Genomic DNA, 21,736 nt, shown 5'->3' with positions numbered 1-21,736 from the left:
GTAGGTGAGGTTTTATACCTCGCTTCTTTAAAAATTGAAGAAGTACGAAGTAAATTCGCACCTACTAATTAACTGCTTTGGAGGTTTTATGTTTTATAACATTGCGGTGGTCGGGTTTGGTTTAGCGGGCAGGTTAGCTGCGCTTGAGCTGAGTAAGCAGCATCATGTCACTATTTTTGAAGCAGACGACGAGCATACACAAAATAGTGCGGGCAAAGTGGCTGCAGCTATGCTTGCCCCACTTGCAGAGTCGGTATTGTGTGAGGCTGATTTAGCTTTAATGGGGCTTGATTCAATGAAGCGCTGGCCACAAATAGTAAGCGAACTTGAAGGTGATGTGTTTTTTCAGCAGCAAGGCTCATTGGTCGTTGCGCATCAGCAAGATAAAGGCGATTTACAAAGCTTTGCACAGCGTATAAAACCGCTAGCTGATCACACTGCTGAGCATGTGAATGCTCAGCAAATTACAATGCTTGAACCCGAACTTGCAGGGCGCTTTAATCAAGGCTTATTTTTACCCTGCGAAGGGCAAATAGATAACCAAGCATTTTATAAAGCCAGCTTTGCACAGCTTAATAAACGCAAAGTAAAATTTGTGTTTAACCAGCGCGTAACCATTAGCGACAACAAAATAAACAATCGACCCTTCGATTACATTATTGATTGTCGTGGGCTTGGCGCTAAAACAGCTCAAAGAGATAAACCGCTTAGGGGCGTGCGCGGCGAAGTAGCAAGGTTATACGCACCAGAGGTAAATTTAATCAGGCCCGTGCGCTTAATGCACCCGCGTTACCCAATTTATATAGCGCCTAAACCTAATCATGAATATGTAATTGGTGCGACCGAAATAGAATCGCAAGACAGCGGCGCCGCAACCGTACGCTCAACCCTTGAGTTACTTTCAGCAGCTTATACCGTACACAGCGGATTTGCCGAAGCACGGCTCCTTAATATTCAAACCGGATTACGCCCCGCATTTAGTGACAACCGCCCAGAAGTAACAAAAGTAGGTAACGTGATTAGCATTAACGGCTTATATCGACATGGTTATATGTTGGCGCCGGCATTAGTGGCGCAAGCAGTTTCGCAAATACAGTAAGAATAGAGTGAGAATAAAATGAACATTACAATTAATGGCGAGCTACTTAATGTTGATAGCAAAGCGCTCGTTGAGGTACTTCAAAGTTTTGGTGCAGCCGCGCCTTTTGCTGTGGCTATTAATAGCGAATTTATTCCACAAAGTCAGCACGGTAACTATGTACTTAATGAAGGCGACAGTGTTGAGTTGCTGTCACCCATTCAAGGCGGATAAAGCTCATGCAAACTAAAGACTGTTTAACTATTTATGGAGAGCAAATAAAGAGTCGTTTATTAATAGGCTCTGCACTTTATCCGTCGCCCGATATTATGACCCAATCACTAACCGCATCAGGCGCTGAAATTGTAACGGTGTCGCTTAGGCGCCAACAAAGTGCAGCAGCAGGCGATGATTTTTGGCAGTTAATAAAAAATACAGGCTTAAAAATACTGCCTAATACCGCAGGGTGCCACAGTGTCAAAGAGGCGATTACACTCGCAAAAATGTGCCGAGAGGTATTTGCCACCGATTGGATTAAGCTAGAGCTAATTGGCGATGATTACAATTTACAGCCTGACCCTTTTGCGCTACTTGAAGCCACAAAAATATTGATTGATGATGGTTTTAAAGTATTACCTTATTGCACCGATGACTTAGTACTTTGCCGGCGTTTAAATGAGCTAGGGTGTGAGGTGCTTATGCCGTGGGGCGCGCCAATAGGCACCGGTAAAGGCTTGTTAAATAGTTATAATTTAAAAACTATTCGAGAGCGCTTACCCAATACTACATTGATAGTAGATGCAGGTTTAGGTTTGCCATCGCATGCCTGCCAAGCACTCGAAATGGGGTATGATGCGGTATTATTAAATTCAGCCATTGCAGGGGCGGGTTGCCCAATTACTATGAGCCGCGCATTTAAAGCCGCAGTAGAAGCAGGGCGCTTTGCATACAAGGCAAAAGCGATGCCTGAAAAAGAAGTTGCAGCCCCATCAACCCCAACAATGGGTATGCCTTTTTGGCATCAGCAGTAAGGAAAGAATATGAATAACGTAGTATGGACAATTGCCGGATCTGACTCTGGCGGCGGTGCAGGTATTCAAGCAGATATAAAAGCAATGCAAAGTTTTGGTGTGCATGGGTGTACGGCTATTACGGCGCTTACTGCGCAAAATAGTTTAGGTGTAGAAGCAATTAATGCAGTCTCTACCGATATTATTGAATCACAGTTACTTGCACTTGAAAAAGACATGAAAGCCAAAGTGATAAAAATTGGCATGCTTGCCAATGTGCAGCAAATTCAGTTGATCAGCGAACATATAAGTCACTATAAAGCTAAGTGGCCTGTGCCTCCCGTTATTGTATATGACCCTGTTGCGATTGCCTCAAGCGGTGATTTACTAACAGAGGAAGACACAGTAAGCGCAATAAAAGAATGTTTACTGCCGCTGGTGGATGTAATAACTCCAAACACACACGAAACACAGTTATTAACGGGTGTGTATTTAATTGGTCCGGCTGCAATTAAAGAAGCGGCAAATAAGTTACTAAGTTGGGGCGCTAAAGCGGTTGTTATTAAAGGCGGACATTGGGATTATCCAAGTGGCTACTGCATTGATTATTGTATTGATAGTAATACGCAAAATGGCGAAGAATATTGGTTAGGCAATCAAAAAATACAAACACCGCATAACCACGGCACCGGATGTAGCATGGCGTCGGTAATTGCTGCGTGTTTAGCTAAAGACTACCCATTAAAAGATGCCTTTATTTTAGCTAAAGCGTATATAAACCAAGGGCTAAAACAGTCGGTACGCTATGGAGAAGGTATTGGTCCGGTTGCTCATACCTCGTTCCCTACTAATTTAGATGACTACCCACAAGTAATTGAGCCAGGTAGCTGGCTGGGCGATGAATTAGATTTTGATGTACCGTTTGATTTTAATATGGCGGCTGATTTTGCGCCTTGTGAAAGTAAATCGCTGGGTTTGTATGCGGTTGTAAATAGTACCGATTGGTTAGAAAAGTGCTTACAACAAGGCATTAAAACAGCGCAGTTACGCGTTAAAAATAAAACACAAGACGAGCTTGATGGGCTCATTAAGCAAGCTGTTGAGCTGGGCAAGCAATATAGCGCACAGGTATTTATAAACGACTACTGGCAGTTAGCTATTAAGCATGGTGCGTATGGCGTGCATTTAGGACAAGAGGATTTAGAGATTGCTAATTTAGTGGCAATTAAAGAGGCAGGCTTAAGGCTTGGGCTTTCTACTCATGGTTTTTATGAAATGCTGCGTGCGCATAATTATCGCCCTAGTTACATGGCATTTGGTGCTATTTACCCAACCACAACAAAAGATATGACAGGGCAAATACAAGGCCTTGAAAAGCTGATTAAATTTGTACCGCTTATGCAAAGCTATCCAACGGTAGCAATAGGCGGTATTGATTTAAGCCGTGCAAAGCAGGTAGCGAAAACCGGCGTAGGCAGTGTTGCCGTCGTGCGTGCGATTACCGAGGCTGATAATTATGTAGAGGCTATAAGCGCTCTGCAAGTAGCCATAAGCAGTGCAAATTAATACTAACAAGGGTAATACTAATAAGGCCGGTAAACGTGAATGAGCTAAGCGATAAAGAAACCCTGCGTTACAGTCGCCATTTATTGCTTGAAGAAGTTGGGCTTGAAGGGCAGTTAACGCTTAAATCTTCAACGGTTGCAGTAGTGGGGGCTGGTGGTTTAGGTAGCCCAGTACTTTTATATTTAGCCGCTGCGGGCGTTGGAATGCTTATTTTAATTGACGATGATGAAGTTGAGCTTTCAAACTTACAGCGCCAAGTGCTTTATAAGATAAATCACTTGGGGCAAAGCAAGGTTGCCGCCGCAGTTAAAGTATTAGCGAGCCTTAATAATCAAATAGACATAGTAACGCATTGCCAAAAGTTAGATGAGAATAATGCAGTTAACATGCTAAAAGGGGCTGACATCGTACTTGATTGCTCTGATAACTTTAGTACTCGCTATAGTGTTAATCGTTATTGTATTGCTAATAAAACACCGTTAATTTCAGGTGCAGCTTTGGCAACTAAAGGGCAGTTAATGGGCTTTGACTTTAGGCAAAGTGATAGCCCATGTTATGGCTGTGTTTTTCCACAGGGCGAAGCTACACCGGTTATTAATTGCAGTAACGCAGGGGTTATTAGCCCGCTACTTGGTGTAATTGGCTCCATGCAGGCGCAACTTACGCTTAACTTATTATTAGGTCACTTAAGTGGCAGTGTATTTATAACGTTTGATGCGCTTACTTTAAAACAACAACACTTCAAAGTGATTAAAGATTTAGAGTGTAAAGAGTGTGGCGTGAAGTAAGCGTTTTAGTTGATGGTTTATAACCGTTCGAAGTTAAGTAATTAGAAGCTTCGCTTCTCGCGGGAGCAAGCTCTCCGCCTACAGTAAATCTAAACTCTCACACCAAACTTGTAGATGCACAGCTTGCTGGCGTGACGAGCAAAGCTCGTAATTACTATATTTTATGTTTTCTCATTTACTCCACTTTTGCCTCTCTTTGTGCAATAAGATCTTAAGTGATTTATTCACAAAGAGGTTTAGAGGGCGCTGCGCTTTAGATAAACCGATGAGTAAGTAAGCTATTAGTTATAAATTAAAAACTGCATTTTTCGTGTAAGCGCCTACAAAAATTAAAAAACCGCGTTTAAATAAACGCGGTTTTTTGATTTCTAATTAACGATTGATTTTAGTCGTTAATTTTTGCAAACGCAGTACCTAAGCGAGTTACCACTTCTGGTAGTTGATCATCCAGTATTTCAGCTTTATTAGCACCCCATGCAAGTACCACAGTAGAGCCTAATTTAAAGCGACCCATTTCTTCACCCTTTTTAAGTGTGATGGCGTTATCGCCTGTGGTTGGGTATTTCCAACTGAATACATCGCTACCTGCTGGTGGTGTTACTGTACCAGCCCAAATAGTTTCGATACTTGCCACTATTGTTGCACCAACAAGTACCATAGCAAGCGGACCAATTTCAGTTTCAAAAATTGCAACTACGCGTTCGTTACGTGCAAATAAGTTAGGCACGTTTTGCGCTGTAAGTGGATTTACTGAAAATAAATCACCTGGCACGTAAATCATTTTACTTAAGGTGCCATCAATTGGCATATGAATACGGTGGTAATCTTTTGGCGCTAAATAAATAGTGGCAAACTTACCGCCTAAAAATGGTGTTGTATCATCTTGTGAGCCGCCTAGTAGCGCTTGCAAGCTGTAATCGTGTCCTTTAGCTTGTATTAGCTGTCCATCAACAATATCGCCTAGCTGGCTGATTGCGCCATCCACTGGATGAATAATAATGTCACTATCTTCTACCATTGGACGCACGCCGTCTTTTAAAGGACGGGTAAAAAATTCATTAAAGCTTTTGTAATGAGCAGGATCTGAATATTGTGCTTCGCTCATGTCTATTTTGTATTGTTTAATAAATAGTTTAATTAACGTGGTTGTTAAAGCGCCCGCTTTAGCAGCAGCTAATTTACCTACTACGCGCGAAATAAAATGTTTTGGCATTGCATACTGCATTGCGATTTTAAATTTGTCTAAACTCACAGTTTTTTCCTAAATTATACGCGAGGTGCGCGAGAACCGGCACGACCATCAGCCATTGTTTCTAAAATTCGGTGGTAGCTGTCAAAGCGCAATTGCGAAATTTTGCCATCAGCTACAGCTTCTTTAACTATACAACCCGGATCGTTTAGATGTTTACAGTCTCTAAAGCGACATCCGCCTATAAATTCTCTAAACTCTTTAAAACACCACGTTACACGATCAACATCTAAATGCCATAAACCAAATTCACGAATTCCTGGCGAGTCGATTAAGTTACCGCCGCTTGGTAAATGGTGAAGGCGTGAAACAGTTGTTGTGTGTTGGCCAAGGCCACTGTTTTCAGATACTTCTTTAGTTAATATTTCAGCATTTGGCAAAACAGTGTTAACGAGGGTTGATTTACCCACACCACTTTGGCCAACAAAAATATTATTTTTATCAACAAGTACTTCTTTTAACTCATCGATTCCATCACCCGATATATTACTAACAAGAAGTACTTTGTAGTCGAGTTTACGGTAGATATCGAGAACCTTTTGTATTTCACTAAGGCCCGCTTCATCAATTAAATCGGTTTTATTAAGCACTAAAATTGGCTCAATGCCCATATCTTCACAGGCAATTAAATAACGGTCGATAATGCTAGGGGTAAACTCAGGCAATACAGCCGATACCATCAGTATTTGGTCAATGTTGGCTGCAATAACTTTTACACCGTCGTAAAAGTCTGGGCGAGTAAGCTGCGAGCGGCGCTCTTGCGTAGCTTCAATTACACCCGCTAAATCACCTTCGCTTACTTTTGCACGGCGAAACAATACTTCATCGCCACACACTAAATTTGATACGGTGCGGCGTATATTACAGCGCAGTACATCGCCATTTTCAGTTTCGACATCGGCGTGTTGGCCAAAACGACTGATCACAATTGCGCTTTCGACCTGACCTAAGTTATCGGTTTGCCATTCTTGCGCCCCTTTTTTAGCAGGTCTTGAGTCTGCGCTATTAATGCGCTTTTGGTGATTGGCCTTGATCTGACGCGATTGGCCTTTACTTAATTTTTTTTGTTTTGCCACTGGAGGCCTATAACCTTAGTTAAATGTCGCTTTTCCTAAAAAAAGCTTTAGCTCGACGGTTGATACTAATATGATATATCGAAATGCGTTGGATCTAAAGGAAAGCACCGCTTAGGTAATTATGACTATTAATAAATCAAATTTAATTTGGCTCGATCTTGAAATGACCGGACTCGAACCAGAGACCGATAAAATACTCGAAATTGCGACGGTTGTCACTGACGCAGACTTGAATATATTAGCCGAAGGGCCAACTATAGCCATTCATCAAAGTAATGAGCTCCTTGATGGCATGGACGAGTGGTGTACCACTCAGCATGGCAAGTCGGGTTTAACAGCGCGCTGTAAAGCAAGTACCTTTGATGAAACTTATGCTGTAGAACAAACTATAGAGTTTTTAAAGCAGTGGGTTCCAGCTGGCGCTTCGCCAATGTGTGGTAATTCAATTGGGCAAGACCGCCGCTTTATGAATAAGTACATGCGCGAGCTTGAAGACTTCTTTCATTACCGAAATTTAGACGTGAGTACGATTAAAGAATTAGCACGTCGCTGGAAACCTGAAGTTCTTGCAAAAGTGAACAAAAAAGGCTCACACCTTGCTTTGGATGACATTAAAGATTCTATTATGGAATTAAAAGTCTATAGAGAAAATTTCTTTAATTTGTAAAAAACACTTGCAAACACTCCGTATTATTGTAGAATCCTGCCCCGCTCAAGACGATAACCCACGCGGNGTAAAAAACACTTGCAAACACTCCGTATTATTGTAGAATCCTGCCCCGCTCAAGACGATAACCCACGCGGGGTTAGTGTGTTTGAGTGATTGAATTACCATCAATTAATGCGGTACTAGCTCAGTTGGTAGAGCGCGACCTTGCCAAGGTCGAGGTCACGAGTTCGAGCCTCGTGTACCGCTCCAATTTCTAACCAAAAGAAATTGTAGTGAATAAAAGCTAGCTCAGTTGCTAGGATGTTGAACGCAATTTATTGCACATCAATAAAATAACTGAAAAATGCGGTACTAGCTCAGTTGGTAGAGCGCGACCTTGCCAAGGTCGAGGTCACGAGTTCGAGCCTCGTGTACCGCTCCAATTTCTGACCAAAAGAAATTGTAGTGATTAAAAGAAGTAAAAATGCGGTACTAGCTCAGTTGGTAGAGCGCGACCTTGCCAAGGTCGAGGTCACGAGTTCGAGCCTCGTGTACCGCTCCAATTTCTGACCAAAAGAAATTGTAGTGATTAAAAGAAGTAAAAATGCGGTACTAGCTCAGTTGGTAGAGCGCGACCTTGCCAAGGTCGAGGTCACGAGTTCGAGCCTCGTGTACCGCTCCAATCTTTTTATATCCTTTCAAAATTTTCTGTATTAAAAATCATAAACAAAATTATAATCTCAAATCTCTCTTATCTACTTTATTCTATGTGTAATATTCAGCATTGAAGTTTTAGATGTTAAAAGCTATCGCTTCGCGGACGTAAGATTTTTCGCCTACAAGAAAGGTTTTGTACTTTGAAGTTATGGATAAATAGCTGGAGTGAAGTAGGGGTTAATACTTTTAAGCATTAGAAACGTTTTCTAAAACAGCTCGCCCTGAATGGTTGCTATAATTCTTCTTGAGCCACCAGAGTCACGATGCTCACCCAAGTAAATACCTTGCCATGTACCTAGCGCTAAATAGCCATTTGAGATAGGAATACTTAACTCGCAGCCTAATGTGCTGGTTTTAATATGTGCCGGCATATCGTCGTCACCTTCATAATCGTGACGATAATAAGGCTGACGTTCAGGAACAAATTTATTGAAATGGCTTTCCATGTCCATACGAACAGTGGGATCTGCATTCTCGTTTATAGTAAGGCTCGCTGAAGTATGCTGAATAAAAAGATGCAGTAAACCCACCTTATAATTGGTAACTTCATGGAGCTGAGACAGTATTTCGTCGTCAATTAAATGAAAACCCCGAGTGCGGGGTTTTAATGTAATTTGTTTTTGCTGCCAACTCATAATTTATCGAAACTAACTTCAATATTTGCATTACCTGCATCACAGCTAAATGGCATGATGATTTTTTTACCTTGGCTTTTATGAGTAATTGTATGACCTTTACCTGATACAACAATAGGTGTAGCCATATCAAAATCAAACCCTTTTTCGCCTAGTAAGTTTTTAGCGCCGCCAGTGACCATGTTGGTAATTTCACCCACCATGTCAGTTACTTCTTCGTCTATAGTGTCGGGACGTTCGCCAAGCATACGTTCCATAATGGTTAACGCTAACTCTTCATCAAACGTAATTGAAAACGATCCACGAGTTTGCGGGCCAACCATACCAATCAGACCGGATACATCACCACAGGCTATTTCATCAGTTTTAATGCGTGGTTTACCTGGTTTTAATTGAGTTTGAGCCATAGTGCTTAAAACATTAATTAAAGACGATAAAAACGGATTGATGAACTCTACATTCATAGTGGGTACTCTTAAATTGGTGCTAAGAAATGGCTATATAGTGTGAGTATAGCCACTAAGGATAACTTCGGGGAATTATGATGCTCTGCAAGACTCACATTTACCATGTGCTTCTATTGTTTGCCCAGAAACAACAAAACCACCTTCAGCTGCTAAGTTATTTAGCTCATGAGAGATAACGGTCGAATGTAACTCTTTTACAAAACCACAGGTATCGCAAATTAATAATTGTACTGGGTGTATATGATCAAAGTGATGGCACAGCATAAATGCATTTGTGCTTTCAATTTTATGAATAAAACCTAGTTCAGCTAAAAAGTCTAATGCACGATAAATAGTTGCAGGTTTAGCACCTGTTTCAGTTACTTTTAATTGCTCAAGCAAATCGTATGCACCAACACCACCTTGTGCACTGGCTAGCAGGCGAAATACTTTCTCGCGGATTGGCGTAAAACGCGCACCACGGTTGTCACAAACTTGTTTTGCTTTACTTACGAGTGATTCTATATTCATCATTACTCTTATCCTTATGCTGCCGTGATATACTAACATACTGTGTTGTAGTTGCAGCGTTTTTATTAAACGCTTTTTACCTAGGAAACCCGGTAATGCATGAACTGTTAGCTATATTTATTTTCTTTTTTGCAGTTATTGATCCCATTGGCACTGTACCTGTATTTATTGCAGTTACGCGTGGTGAGGATGAAAAGTTTAAGCGCAAAGTTATATTTAAAGCGGTAGGTGTATCTGCATTAGTGCTCTTGTTTTTTGTTCTCGCAGGGGAGCAATTACTTAACGCAATTGAAATACCACTTTCTGCTTTTCAAATAGCTGGCGGTATCATATTACTTATTTTTGCGCTTTCAATGATATTTGGTGAAAGCAAGCCAGAGGCCGAAATTAACAGTGTACGCGACAGCATGGAGACTGCCATTTTTCCTCTGGCTATTCCGTCTATTGCGAGCCCGGGTGCCATGTTAGGTGCTGTGTTAATGACTCGTAATGAGGAATATACATGGGTGGAGCAATTATTAACGTCTTCTATGATGCTCGCTGTATTAGCAGTTGTGCTGGTTTTATTACTCCTTGCAACGCATGTACATAAATTAATTGGTGACAGTGGCGCAAGTATAATAAGTAGAATAATGGGGCTTATTTTAAGCTCTGTTGCAGTAACTAATATTTTAAATGGCATAGCCCATTATTTTGGCTTGCAGGTGTTCTCTTAACATTGATGCCCGTTAGGCTTTTGTGTAAAATGCAGCGCCTTTTAAGCTGTGCTTAATAACTTTAATACCCTGAGGTTTGCTTTGAATAAATGTACTTTGGATAGACGCTTTTCTGTGGCCCCAATGCTTGATTGGACCGATCGCCATTGTCGTACTTTTCATCGCAAAATGACTAAACATACTGTGCTTTATACTGAAATGATAACCACAGGGGCTATTTTATTTGGTCGAGGCGACTACTTACATTTTAATAAACACGAAGGCCCCGTTGCGCTACAACTTGGTGGCTCTGATCCTAAAGCGCTTGCGCAATGTGCAAAGCTCGCAGGTGAGCGTGGCTATGACGAAATAAATTTAAATGTAGGTTGCCCGTCAGACCGAGTTCAAAATGGCCGATTTGGCGCATGCTTAATGGCTGAACCTCAGTTAGTTGCTGACTGTGTTGCAGCAATGAAAAGCGAAGTAAGCATTCCGGTTACCGTTAAAACGCGCATTGGTATTGATGAGCAAGATTCGTATGAGTTTTTATGTGCACTTATTGAGGCGTCTCATAAGGTAGGGTGTGATGACTTTATTATTCATGCTCGTAAAGCATGGCTCAATGGCTTAAGCCCAAAAGAAAACCGTGAAGTTCCACCGCTTGATTACCCTCGTGTTTACCAACTTAAAAAAGACTATCCGCAACTCGATTTAAGCTTAAATGGCGGTGTTAAAACAATTGAGCAGAGCCTAGAACATTTACAGCATATCGATGGTGTAATGATTGGCCGTGAAGCTTACAGTAATCCATTTATGCTTAATGACGTTGATGAAAAAATTTATGGTGATGCTGCAAACACACAATCTCGCCATGATGTAGTACGCTCAATGTACAGCTACATTGAAGAAGAAATGCGCTTAGGTGCTAATTTTTGGCATATAGCTCGACACATGCTCGGTATTTTTCAGGGGCAACCTGGCGCACGTGGTTTTAGACGTCACCTTTCTGAAAGTGGCCATGGTAAGCAGGCCGATTTAACGGTAATGGATAAAGCATTGAGCTTTGTACCAGAATAAAGCTTAGGTTTAAAATGATCTAAATATGAGCCACTTTCGAGTGGCTTTTTTGATCCTAAAAATTAGTCAAAAGCATAATTTATTGGCCAATTACACTCTATTATGTTCAGCTGGAAGTCACTAAGTTCTTAAGTGTTTTTAATTCATCTCATTGATATAAAATAGTTTATTTTAGTTTTTATGGACTTGGCACAACTCTTGGAATCCTCTTGTTGTAATCAATTAAAAATTAACAGGAGAATACCATGGGAATATTTAACCGCGTAAATGATGTTATTCAATCAAACATTGTCGCCATGCTTGATAAAGCAGAAGACCCTGAAAAGCTTTTAAACCTAATGCTTACCGACATGCAAGATGCATTAAATAAGTGTCGTACTACAGCTGCCGCTTTATTGTGTGAAGAAAAAATAATTAATCGTCAAATTGATACTAAAAAAATAGAATTAGCAGCTTGGCAAACTAAAGCAGAGCATGCGATTAAAAAAGGCAATGATGACCTTGCTAAGTCTGCCTTACTTGAAAAGCAACGTGTTAGCGAAAGCATTGTAAATAGGCAAACGCAATTAGAAACTTTGCAAGAGTCTATCGCAAAAATTAAAGCTGATTGCGAGCGCTTACAGCAAAAAATGACTATGGCTAAAACTAAGCAAGCTCAATTGATGCAGCGTCATAATGTTGTTATTGCTAGAGGGCGAATCAGTACACAATTACAAAGCGATAAAGTAGCTCATGCACTATCTCGATTTGATCAGGTAGAGCAGCGTGTAGAAAGTATTGAAGCGCAAATAGAAGCATATGAGTTAACTGACTCTGCAAATACGACGGCTTCACAAATTGAAACTTTAGTTAAAAATGAAAAAATAGATGCTGAGTTAGCCCAGTTAAAAACAAGTTTAAAAACTGATTTAAAACAGACTGCTTAAGGGGAATATTATGAATAGCTTTAATCGTCAACGAGGTTGGTATAAAGATACTCTGAATAAAAAAATATCGGGTGTTTGTAGTGGTTTAGCTCATCGATTGGATTTTCCTGTATGGGCAACACGTGTAGTTACTATTTTATTATTTTTGAGTTTTCCGTTTGCTATTGCACTTGGTTATTTTATAGCGCATTGCTGTCTTGAAGACAAAGTATATTAAGGAGTATCACCATGAAAGCCTTAGCTGTCTGCGTAATTATCTATTTATTACTGTTTACTGATTTAATAACGTTTGTGCAGATTGATTCTTGGCAGTTGCCGTTATGGATTGCTGATATTAGCTGGGCAGGGCTCGAGCTTGTAGGTGCTTTGGCCGCAATTGTTGCTGTGGTTGCGGTAGTGGCTTTAATTACTATGGGATTAGTTGGAGCGGGTGTTGTGGCATTAGCAGGGACTGTTTTAGCGCTTTTATTCGGATCTATAATGATTGCATGGCCGTTACTATTTGTTGCAGTGTTGTGTTGGCTTGTTGCCGATAACAAAAAAGTAGCCTCTTAATCCTTAATTTGACTGACTATTATAGGTTAACTATGTTAAATTTAGCCTGTAATTTAAAGTTTTTATAAGGATAAGAATGATGACGAAACTATGTTTTTCGATGGCTTCTGCATTAATATTTAGTTTTTTTTCGTCATCGTTGGCGGCGCACTCAGGGCACGATCATGGTTCTGATGTGGCTGTGCTCGAAGTAACTAACGCGCAAATTAGAGAGTTTTTACCTGGCAGTACTTCAACTGTAGGTTATTTAACGCTAATAAATCACAGTGGAGCCGCAGCAACTTTAACTAAGGCAACTATTGATGGCTTAGGCCGTGTTGAAATACACGAGCATTCACATGTAGACGGCATGATGAAAATGCAACAAGTTGAATCAGTTGAAATTAAAGCGCACGAAAGTGTCAGTTTTCAACCTGGCGGTTATCATTTAATGGTATTTGAACCACAAGAGCCATTAAAAGTAGGGCAAGAACGCAAACTCACGCTATATTTTAGTGACGGTAATCGCTTGTTCACTAATGCTCAAGTCGTATCGCTTGAAGCGCAAGCTACGCAGTCAAAACCATCTACTCAACACGCTCATCACTAGGAGTACACATGTCGCAACACAAAGGAAAAATAGCAGGAATAGTTGTTTTACTGCTTATTATATTTTACGCAATTGCTGTTTATTGGAGCACAGAGCCTGCACGTTTCGATGTTGTTGCAAACGCGAAAGAGCAAGCGCAGCTTCATAATGAAAAAATAGTAACGGGTTATGTAACTACATCAACGCTTATTACAGTTGCTAGCACTTTGCTTGATAAACCAGGTGGCTACTTATCAAATGATGTGATACCGCCAAGTATTATTATGGATGATATGCCAGCGTGGGAATATGGCGCACTTGAAATGGTGCGTGATTTATCGCTTTCTATGCGTAAAGATTTTAGTCGTTCGCAATCACAATCAACTGAGCATGAAGCACTTAAAAAGGCACAGCCACAGTTTAATATAAGCTCTGAAGCATGGGCGTGGCCAAGCGCTGAAGGTGAGTACCAAAAAGGTATTGATTATTTAATGGTATATCGTGGACAAATTGCTAATGAACATGAACGCGATAGCCAGTTTTACGCACGAGCAGATAACTTACGTAGTTGGCTTAAAGAAGCTGAAAAACGTTTGGGTAGCTTAAGCCAGCGTTTAAGTGCCAGTGTAGGCCAAGAAAAAGTGAATACCGATTTAGCGGGTAACTCATCTAATAAACAAGCAACTCTTGCGCCGTTACAGCAGCAAGTAAGAACACCGTGGTTAGAAATTGACGATGTGTTTTACGAATCGCGCGGCGCTACTTGGGCGTTACTGCATTTTTTACAAGCGATAGAGTATGACTTTAATGATGTGCTTGAAAAGAAAAATGCACGTGTAAGTGTTCAGCAAATTATACGTGAGCTTGAGGCAACCCAAGAAACAGTGTGGAGCCCACTTATTTTAAACGGGAATGGTTTTGGCTATGTGGCTAACCATTCTTTAGTTATGGCAAATTATATTTCTAGAGCCAATGCGGCTTTAATCGAACTTAGCGAGCTATTAGCTCAAGGATAAAAAATGAAAAAGTATTGTTTAGCAGCAGCCCTTTCAATGGCATGTTTAGCACCCGCAGCGCAAGCTGACACTCTACTAGGTTTATACGTAGGTGTTGATGGGTGGAAGTCAGATAACGATGGTCAATTTTCTTATAAAGATAAATCATCTCAAGATTTTGATTTTGAGGATGAGACTTTTGTAAGTTACTACGCGGCACTTGAGCACCCAGTGCCACTAGTTCCAAACATTAAACTAAAGTATACAGAGCTTGAGCTAAATGGTTCTGCACAGCTTACAGATACATTTAGCTTTAATGGCTCTGATTATGTTGTGGGTTCTACTGTAAATACAGTTAGTGATTTAACGCATATTGATTACATCTTTTACTACGAGATTTTCGATAACGATTTAATCTCGATTGACTTAGGTTTAAACGTTAAACAATTTGATGGTGATATTGTTGTAAGTGGCACTACCCAAAATGGTGGCACTGACTTTACCGAAACCAAAGACTTCTCTGGTTTTGTTCCTCTTGCATATGGCCGTGCTGAAGCAGGCTTACCGTTTACTGGTTTAAGTGTATTTTTTGAAGGTAGCTTTTTGGCTATTGACGATAGCAAAGTACAAGATTATCAAGTCGGCGTAGCGTATGAACTTATTGATAATTTAGCGGTAGATGTTGCAATTAAAGCAGGTTACCGCTCTATGATATTAGAACTTGATGATGTAGATGATATTACTACTGATATTGATGCATCTGGCCCATTTGCGGGTATTCAGGTTCATTTTTAATTAGTTACCTCTAATTGAACAAAGCGTGGCATATTATTTTATAGCGTGCCACGCTAAATCAAACTCTCCTTCCAACGCATTATTAATCAGTTGCTTATAGACCTTATTTACTGGGAAGTTAATAAGTTTAGATAGCTCATCACCTGTTTGAGTAAATTTGTAATAGCTTAATACCAAATCGCTACTCTTTGCTTTTAACGTTACTTTTTGCGATAAAAATGAAAGCGTAAGTTCTTGCCCTGCTTTAAGCACTGCAGATTCAATCTCTTTTCTATACAGTAAATTAAGATCCATGAGCGTTAAAATATCAGGAAAGCTAATGCCTGTTTTTCCTAAATTTAGAGATACTTTATTGCCTTTTCGTAGTAAATCGAACAAAGATGGTTTTTTATAAAAGCCGAGTAAAATGAAGTGACTATCGTCTTTTTCGTTGTAACCTGAAAGCGAAACACACTTTTGTAAAGAGTCCGCTTCTCGCTGTGTCATGTGCTTTAACGTTTGCAGGCTTTTAATTGAAAACGTCCCCGGGTTAAGCGTTTCTCCCGTTAAAATTTTAGCCCATAAAGTTTGCATTGACTCATTTGAAGTATCTTCACACAGCGCTATAAAATGCTCTACCCAATCTACATCAGGTTGTTTACTACTTGCTACATCAGGGCAAAACCCCATAGCCATTGCTAAAATTGACTCTATATTTTGTTGCTGTTTTATTAGTAGCAAATCTTGGCGCTTTTGGGCGCGAGCTAAAACAGAGTTTTCACTGTTGATATGATAAAGCGGTTTAATTTGGCCTTTAATATCGTAACTTTGCTCGTTAGTAGGTAGCACGCCGTTACTTCCTACTTTAGTTATAGGATAGCCAAGTAAGGATTCAATGATGTTGGCAAGGTTAATTCTCGCTTGTGCTGTTTTGACTGTCATGACTTTGCATTATCCTTTGTGGATCACTAAGTTGTGCAACGGTTTGAAGGTTATTTAATCCCAGCGAAACTGTATTACGCAGCACATACTCGCTCAAAATTGCGGTGTAGCCAGATATCAAAGGAGCGGTTGTTTGCCCTTCAATATTACATATTAAAGTAACAATACCGTTTTGCTCACTAAAATTAAATGTTCCTCTGATAATATGTTCAGCATTTAAAAGTATGTTAAAGCTGACCTTATTTTGACTTATCGACGTTATGATCATTTCACCATAACCCCATTTCCCTTTCCAAGACTGATGAGCCCCTAAGCCAGAACTAGGTTCGCCTAGAGTAAAGCGTATGCTGGAGTCTACCTTTTCCCACGGAGACCATTTTTGCCATTGACTAAAGTCGGTGACAAGCGGCTTTACTACTTCTATATTTGCATTGATTTCAATTGTTTTATTCACACTATAACTTTGAGGGAGTATCAGTCCTATCAGTACGAGTACTAATAGTAATAACAGTACGCCTTTAATTAATATTTTTAATAGCTTAATAAGCACACCTTTATTCGTTTTTTGAGCTGAAATACAACAACTTTTATTAATGGACTATAGTATGAATTAGATTATAAACCAAAAATAATTTATTAATTGTTACTTAGTTGCATGAATACCGTTAGAGCTATATTTTTAATGAAGCTATAAAATAAATACACTTGTTGAAAGTTTTGATTCTACATTTCTTGGTTTTGTAAAATGAACCAATAAGATGTTGAAGCATAGAATCAGTAAAATTGCTTAAAGACTTGGGGAAGTGGAGAGTGTTTTATGTATGCATACTTATTTTAAAAATCGAACTTATAAATAAACGCTAAAAAAGATTAACTTATTATTATTTAAGATAATGAACGATTTAGAATTTAAGGCGCAATATGCTTTGACTACTTTGTATATATAAACAATTTAGTAGGGTATAATTCGCGCCTTTTGTTATTCTACGGCCACAATTATGAGCACTCTCAAAGCTAAGCGCGCCTTATTTTCATACCCTAAGTACTGGGCTGAATGTTATGGCACCGCGCCATTTTTACCAACTACACGTGAAGAAATGGATGCACTTGGCTGGGATAGCTGCGACATAATAATAATTAGTGGCGACGCGTACGTCGATCATCCTAGTTTTGGTATGGCTGTAATTGGCCGTGTACTTGAAGCGCAGGGTTTTAGAGTGGGTATTATTGCCCAGCCTGCATGGGATTCTAAAGACGCATTTATGGAACTCGGCAGGCCAAATTTATTTTTTGGTGTAACAGCCGGTAACATGGATTCGATGATCAATCGCTATACAGCTGAAAAGCGTATGCGCCACGATGATGCTTACACGCCAGATAACGTAGGCGGTAAACGCCCAGATCGCGCCGTAATGATCTACTCACAAAAATGCCGTGAAGCCTACAAAGGAATACCGATTGTTATTGGTGGTATTGAAGCTAGCCTTCGTCGTATTGCTCATTATGATTACTGGCAAGAAAAAGTACGTCGTAGTATTTTGTTTGATGCAAAAGCTGACATTTTAATTTACGGTAACGCAGAGCGCCCGTTAGTTGAAGTTGCACACCGCATTGCCGCAGGCGAAACAATGGATACTATTCAAGATATTCGCGGCACAGCTGTTATTCGAAAAGAGCCTTTACCGGGTTGGCGTGGTAGCGACTCTACCGCTATTGATAAAATTGGTAAAATTGATCCTATTCCAAATCCATACGGCGCTGATGATGTTGGCTGTAGTAAATCAGAGTTTAAACAAGCGGGTATTGATTTAAAAGCGGAAGCTGCAAAACCAATTATGGTTCAGCCTGCGCGTCCTAAGCCGTGGGAAAAAACCTATGTTAAGTTACCTGCTTATGAACAAGTAAGTGTTAACAAACCTTTATACGCCCATGCTTCACGTATTCTACATCAAGAAACAAACCCTGGTTGTGCAAGAGCGCTGTTTCAGCGACACGGCGATCGTTCTATTTGGGTAAACCCGCCAGCATACCCACTAGAAACACATGAGATGGATGCTGTGTTTGGTTTACCGTATCAGCGTATTCCTCACCCAAGTTACGGCGACTCTAAAATACCTGCTTATGACATGATAAAAACGTCGGTTAATATTATGCGCGGTTGTTTTGGTGGTTGTTCGTTTTGCTCAATTACGGAGCATGAAGGGCGTATTATTCAAAGCCGTTCGCAAGAATCAATTATTGAAGAAATTGAACAGATTAGAGATAAAGTACCGGGCTTTACTGGTGTTATTTCTGATTTAGGTGGTCCAACGGCTAACATGTATAAACTGCGTTGTACGAGCAAAAAGGCAGAGAGTACCTGTAGGCGTTTATCATGTGTGTATCCTGAAATTTGTAAGCACATGGATACAGACCATACACCAACAATAGACTTGTATAAAAAAGCACGTGAAGTTAAAGGTATTAAAAAGGTATTGATTGCTTCTGGTGTTCGTTACGACTTAGCTGTACGCGACCCGCGTTACGTTAAAGAATTAGTAACCCATCATGTGGGCGGCTACTTAAAAATAGCGCCAGAGCATACAGAGGACGGTCCATTATCAAAAATGATGAAACCAGGTATGGGCGCGTACGATCAATTTAAAGAATTATTTGATAAGTACTCTAAAGAAGCCGGTAAAAAGCAGTATTTGATCCCTTACTTTATCTCGGCTCATCCAGGGACAAAAGATGAAGACATGGTAAACATGGCTTTATGGCTTAAATCAAACGACTTTAAGCTGGATCAGGTGCAAAATTTTTACCCATCACCGATGGCTAATGCGACGACTATTTACCACACAGAAATGAACTCTTTACGTAATATTAAAAATAATACGGAAGTTGTTCCAGTACCTAAAGGTGCGCGCCAACGTAGATTACATAAAGCTATTTTACGCTACCACGATGCAGCTGGTTGGCCAATGATACGTGAAGCTCTACGTAAAATGGGTAAAGCTAATTTAATTGGTAAAGGGCCTAACTGTTTAGTGCCTGAGGAAGGGCGTGATGAAAAAGCAGGTAAAGGTGGCAGTAAAGGCGGACGTCCTGCACTAACGCGACATACTGGTTTTAGCCAATTTAAAAAGGCAAACACTAAACCAAAAGTAGGCGGTAATCGTCAAAGTACACGTTAGTGATTCAATCTAATAATAACTAGTAGATTAGTTTAATTACGCTAAGGTTTTTTAAACCCTTTTAATGCGTAAATTAAGTAAACCTTGCTCTTTATTATCTATATTATTGTAGGTGATAAAGAGCGAGCTTTTAGAAACCCCTCTTGAGATAGCACGTATTTAGTGCCTATATACTTACAGTTAGTTTTTTCTTAAAACGTTGATGATAACCACAAACGCAACTTAAGTGACCATAGCGGCTGAATGCCTGTTAGCCCTTGCGTCATTTTATTATTTTTTAAGATTATATAGGATGGCGTGACTTGTCCTTGCCAATCGGTAAATATCTCACCGTGTTGATCGTTGACAGTGGTGAAACTGTAGCCATGCTCATTTAAATAATTATGTAGTTCTTGAGCTGAATCTGACTTTATTGCGATGGTGACTACGGGATAATTATTTTCTGCGGAGAGTTCGTTTATGGCAGGGGAGGTAATACTACAAATAGGACACCAAGTTCCCCAAAAATAGACAAGTGTTGGTTTATCATGGCTCATTGCTGCTAAATCAATGTTTTGCCCTTTATAATCTGTTAATTGCAATTGCGGATTAGCTGGCATTACAGGTTGTCGCCACCAATTAACAGCAGTGTAAATAACGAAAAATATAGAGCCATATATCAACACACTTTTTAATATTGATAGGCCTTTTTGTTTTGGCGTTTTTTTAGGTGTGTCTTTTTTATTTTTGGTATCCGTTTTCATAGTTGCAGCTTTACCCTAAGTGTTTTTTACTTTAGTTATTTGCAAAAGTTTCTAATTTACACCAGCAACCAGGTAGCAGTACCTAAAAAGGCGAATATACCTACAATGTCTGTCACTGTAGTCAGTACTACACTACCTGCAAGCGCAGGATCTATATTCATTCTTTTAAGAATTATTGGAATACTTGCACCAGCAACTCCCGCTACAACTAAATTCATAAACATAGCGAAGGCGAGTACACCACCAAGCATAAAGTCCCATTGCCATAGGGCAATAACACCTGCAATTAACAGCGACCATAAAACGCCGTTTAGTGCGCCAATGGCAAGCTCTTTCATCATCAAGAAACGTTGGTTTGTTTGATTTATATGACCTACTGCAATACCACGGATAACAAGCGTTAACGATTGGCTACCAGCAACACCACCCATAGAAGGGACAATACCGTTAAGTACAGCCAAAATAGGGAGCACATCTAAAGTACCTTCAAAAAAGCTAGCTACAAAAGCAGCTGCAAGTGCAGTCAGCAAGTTAACACCTAACCAAACTGAGCGTTTTTTAGAGCTTTTTAGTACGGGAGCAAAAGTATCTTCTTCATCATCAAGACCGGCTAAGCCTAATAAACTATGCTCAGCATCTTCTCGAATTACGTCAACGATGTCATCGATAGTGACACGACCAAGGAGCTGATCGTTATCATCAACGACGGGGGCCGATATCCAATTATGACGCTCAAATAATTGAGCTACTTCACTTTCATCCATTGAGATTGGGATAGACTCACAATCTTCATCCATTAAATCGCGAACAATCTTTTCTGGTGGATTAGTTAATAATGTACTGAGTGATAAAGCGCCTATAAAGCAGTTATGCTTATCAACAACATATAAGTCATCGGTACCTTCTGGTAACTCGCCACGTAGCCTAATATATCGAAGTACAACATCAAGCGTAACGTCAGGGCGAATGGTCACCGTATCGGTGTTCATGAGCGCGCCAGCAGAACGCTCTTGATACGAAAGTGCTTGTGTTGCACGTTCACGGTCTTGAATGTCCATCGCGCTAACAACGTCTTTGTAAACGGTGTCAGGCAGGCTACGTAATACTTCACCTAAGTCATCATGGCCCATATCTTCGGTTGCGGCTGCAATGTGCTTAGGTTCCATTTGGGCAATAATGCCTAAACGTACATCTTCTGATAGTTCTTCAAGAACATCACCTTGTACATCGGGATCAACCAACTGCCAAAGTAGTCGGCGAATTTTATGCGGTGATGACTCTAATAGTAGTGCGGTATCACAAGGAGCTGTTTTTGCGAGCATGCGCCTAACTTGAACAAATTGACCACTATTAAGTGACTTAGTCACCTGCTTTAGTTGTTGTAGTGGGTAATCTTGTTCAAAAGCTTCAGGCATTGGCGTCCTTTATAAATTTTTATATTACTTTATGAGGGGAGGTGAGTTAACTGGCGTCACTAACCATATTTATTTTATATATCTGTTTTAGTTGAGGCATTAGTAATGCGAGTGTTGTTTTTATA

General features: G+C 40.2%; 24 protein-coding genes and 4 tRNA genes. 19 read left to right on the top strand and 9 right to left on the bottom strand.

What is annotated here, in order from left to right:
- The first annotated feature begins 88 nt into the window (after positions 1-88).
- From I6F49_RS07315 to I6F49_RS07295, 5 genes are read left to right on the top strand one after another with little or no spacing between them, the layout of a single operon-like run.
- Positions 89-1,099, top strand: a complete 1,011-nt coding sequence (locus tag I6F49_RS07315) for an FAD-dependent oxidoreductase (RefSeq protein WP_197179471.1) — start codon at positions 89-91, stop codon at positions 1,097-1,099.
- 18 nt (positions 1,100-1,117) lie between these two features.
- Positions 1,118-1,312, top strand: a complete 195-nt coding sequence (gene thiS, locus I6F49_RS07310; protein ID WP_197179469.1) for a sulfur carrier protein ThiS — start codon at positions 1,118-1,120, stop codon at positions 1,310-1,312.
- A gap of 5 nt (positions 1,313-1,317) precedes the next feature.
- A complete protein-coding gene (locus I6F49_RS07305) occupies positions 1,318-2,109 on the top strand; it encodes a thiazole synthase (protein WP_166419392.1) in 792 nt (263 codons plus the stop codon).
- A gap of 9 nt (positions 2,110-2,118) precedes the next feature.
- The gene (gene thiE / locus I6F49_RS07300) at positions 2,119-3,654 is read left to right on the top strand and encodes a thiamine phosphate synthase (protein ID WP_166419391.1); all 1,536 of its coding nucleotides are present in this window, start codon (positions 2,119-2,121) and stop codon (positions 3,652-3,654) included.
- 35 nt (positions 3,655-3,689) lie between these two features.
- The gene (locus I6F49_RS07295; protein WP_166419390.1) at positions 3,690-4,442 is read left to right on the top strand and encodes a HesA/MoeB/ThiF family protein; all 753 of its coding nucleotides are present in this window, start codon (positions 3,690-3,692) and stop codon (positions 4,440-4,442) included.
- A gap of 385 nt (positions 4,443-4,827) precedes the next feature.
- Here I6F49_RS07295 and asd read toward each other — a convergent pair whose 3' ends face one another.
- Both asd and rsgA read right to left on the bottom strand, forming a co-directional pair.
- The gene (asd, locus tag I6F49_RS07290; protein ID WP_197179467.1) at positions 4,828-5,694 is read right to left on the bottom strand and encodes an archaetidylserine decarboxylase; all 867 of its coding nucleotides are present in this window, start codon (positions 5,692-5,694) and stop codon (positions 4,828-4,830) included.
- A gap of 14 nt (positions 5,695-5,708) precedes the next feature.
- Entirely contained in the window at positions 5,709-6,767 is a 1,059-nt protein-coding gene (rsgA, locus tag I6F49_RS07285; protein ID WP_166419389.1) for a small ribosomal subunit biogenesis GTPase RsgA, read from the bottom strand.
- 121 nt (positions 6,768-6,888) lie between these two features.
- On the opposite strand from rsgA, the gene orn reads away from it, so the two are divergent.
- The 5 genes from orn to I6F49_RS07260 all read left to right on the top strand — a co-directional run bounded on the left by orn (position 6,889) and on the right by I6F49_RS07260 (position 8,098).
- Positions 6,889-7,434: an oligoribonuclease gene (gene orn, locus I6F49_RS07280; RefSeq protein ID WP_166419388.1), complete on the top strand. Its 546-nt coding sequence runs from the start codon at positions 6,889-6,891 to the stop codon at positions 7,432-7,434.
- Positions 7,435-7,610: 176 nt separating this feature from the next.
- Positions 7,611-7,686 (top strand) — tRNA-Gly (locus I6F49_RS07275).
- Between the two features lie 96 nt (positions 7,687-7,782).
- Positions 7,783-7,858, top strand: a tRNA-Gly gene (locus I6F49_RS07270).
- 44 nt (positions 7,859-7,902) lie between these two features.
- Positions 7,903-7,978, top strand: a tRNA-Gly gene (locus I6F49_RS07265).
- 44 nt (positions 7,979-8,022) lie between these two features.
- A tRNA-Gly gene (locus I6F49_RS07260) sits at positions 8,023-8,098 on the top strand.
- Between the two features lie 241 nt (positions 8,099-8,339).
- On the opposite strand, the gene I6F49_RS07255 is transcribed toward I6F49_RS07260, so the two are convergent.
- The 3 genes from I6F49_RS07255 to I6F49_RS07245 form a co-directional block, all read right to left on the bottom strand.
- Positions 8,340-8,768 carry a secondary thiamine-phosphate synthase enzyme YjbQ gene (locus I6F49_RS07255; protein ID WP_166419387.1) on the bottom strand — a complete coding sequence of 143 codons (429 nt, stop codon included), beginning with the start codon at positions 8,766-8,768 and terminating at the stop codon, positions 8,340-8,342.
- Positions 8,765-9,232, bottom strand: a complete 468-nt coding sequence (locus tag I6F49_RS07250) for a chemotaxis protein CheX (RefSeq protein ID WP_166419386.1) — start codon at positions 9,230-9,232, stop codon at positions 8,765-8,767. Before I6F49_RS07250 ends, I6F49_RS07255 begins: the two co-directional genes overlap by 4 nt.
- Positions 9,233-9,307: 75 nt before the next feature.
- Positions 9,308-9,745 carry a transcriptional repressor gene (locus tag I6F49_RS07245; RefSeq protein ID WP_024599240.1) on the bottom strand — a complete coding sequence of 146 codons (438 nt, stop codon included), beginning with the start codon at positions 9,743-9,745 and terminating at the stop codon, positions 9,308-9,310.
- Between the two features lie 95 nt (positions 9,746-9,840).
- On the opposite strand from I6F49_RS07245, the gene I6F49_RS07240 reads away from it, so the two are divergent.
- From I6F49_RS07240 to I6F49_RS07205, 8 genes are all read left to right on the top strand, one after another.
- Positions 9,841-10,461, top strand: coding sequence for a MarC family protein (locus I6F49_RS07240; protein ID WP_166419385.1), 621 nt, complete (start codon positions 9,841-9,843; stop codon positions 10,459-10,461).
- Positions 10,462-10,584: 123 nt separating this feature from the next.
- On the top strand, positions 10,585-11,517 hold the full coding sequence (gene dusA / locus I6F49_RS07235; RefSeq protein ID WP_231615058.1) for a tRNA dihydrouridine(20/20a) synthase DusA: 933 nt from the start codon (positions 10,585-10,587) through the stop codon (positions 11,515-11,517).
- Positions 11,518-11,762: 245 nt separating this feature from the next.
- Entirely contained in the window at positions 11,763-12,443 is a 681-nt protein-coding gene (locus tag I6F49_RS07230) for a PspA/IM30 family protein (RefSeq protein WP_166419383.1), read from the top strand.
- Positions 12,444-12,453: 10 nt separating this feature from the next.
- Positions 12,454-12,660: a PspC domain-containing protein gene (locus I6F49_RS07225; RefSeq protein WP_166419382.1), complete on the top strand. Its 207-nt coding sequence runs from the start codon at positions 12,454-12,456 to the stop codon at positions 12,658-12,660.
- Between the two features lie 11 nt (positions 12,661-12,671).
- Entirely contained in the window at positions 12,672-12,998 is a 327-nt protein-coding gene (locus I6F49_RS07220; RefSeq protein WP_010554260.1) for a hypothetical protein, read from the top strand.
- Positions 12,999-13,077: 79 nt separating this feature from the next.
- Complete coding sequence (locus I6F49_RS07215; RefSeq protein ID WP_024590184.1) at positions 13,078-13,587, top strand: copper chaperone PCu(A)C; 510 nt, start codon at positions 13,078-13,080, stop codon at positions 13,585-13,587.
- Between the two features lie 8 nt (positions 13,588-13,595).
- A complete protein-coding gene (locus I6F49_RS07210) occupies positions 13,596-14,582 on the top strand; it encodes a DUF2333 family protein (protein ID WP_166419381.1) in 987 nt (328 codons plus the stop codon).
- Between the two features lie 3 nt (positions 14,583-14,585).
- Positions 14,586-15,356, top strand: coding sequence for a TIGR04219 family outer membrane beta-barrel protein (locus tag I6F49_RS07205; RefSeq protein ID WP_166419380.1), 771 nt, complete (start codon positions 14,586-14,588; stop codon positions 15,354-15,356).
- Between the two features lie 33 nt (positions 15,357-15,389).
- Here I6F49_RS07205 and I6F49_RS07200 read toward each other — a convergent pair whose 3' ends face one another.
- Together I6F49_RS07200 and I6F49_RS07195 are read right to left on the bottom strand one after the other, a co-directional pair.
- Positions 15,390-16,277 (bottom strand): TIGR03899 family protein, encoded by an 888-nt coding sequence (locus I6F49_RS07200; protein WP_166419379.1) that lies wholly within the window; start codon positions 16,275-16,277, stop codon positions 15,390-15,392.
- On the bottom strand, positions 16,246-16,827 hold the full coding sequence (locus I6F49_RS07195) for an SRPBCC family protein (RefSeq protein WP_166419378.1): 582 nt from the start codon (positions 16,825-16,827) through the stop codon (positions 16,246-16,248). Before I6F49_RS07195 ends, I6F49_RS07200 begins: the two co-directional genes overlap by 32 nt.
- A 448-nt stretch (positions 16,828-17,275) precedes the next feature.
- Here I6F49_RS07195 and I6F49_RS07190 point away from each other — a divergent pair, with 448 nt between their 5' ends.
- Positions 17,276-19,453: a YgiQ family radical SAM protein gene (locus tag I6F49_RS07190; protein ID WP_007580292.1), complete on the top strand. Its 2,178-nt coding sequence runs from the start codon at positions 17,276-17,278 to the stop codon at positions 19,451-19,453.
- A 191-nt stretch (positions 19,454-19,644) separates the two neighbouring features.
- On the opposite strand, the gene I6F49_RS07185 is transcribed toward I6F49_RS07190, so the two are convergent.
- Both I6F49_RS07185 and mgtE read right to left on the bottom strand, forming a co-directional pair.
- Positions 19,645-20,196 (bottom strand): protein disulfide oxidoreductase, encoded by a 552-nt coding sequence (locus tag I6F49_RS07185; RefSeq protein WP_166419377.1) that lies wholly within the window; start codon positions 20,194-20,196, stop codon positions 19,645-19,647.
- Positions 20,197-20,252: 56 nt separating this feature from the next.
- On the bottom strand, positions 20,253-21,611 hold the full coding sequence (mgtE, locus tag I6F49_RS07180; protein ID WP_010554268.1) for a magnesium transporter: 1,359 nt from the start codon (positions 21,609-21,611) through the stop codon (positions 20,253-20,255).
- Positions 21,612-21,736 lie beyond the last annotated feature (125 nt).

This window comes from Pseudoalteromonas sp. SWN166 (assembly GCF_015864485.1).
Taxonomy (GTDB): domain Bacteria; phylum Pseudomonadota; class Gammaproteobacteria; order Enterobacterales; family Alteromonadaceae; genus Pseudoalteromonas.
Note: the sequence above shows the minus strand (reverse complement) of the source record. Positions and strands in the feature narration are given on the sequence as shown.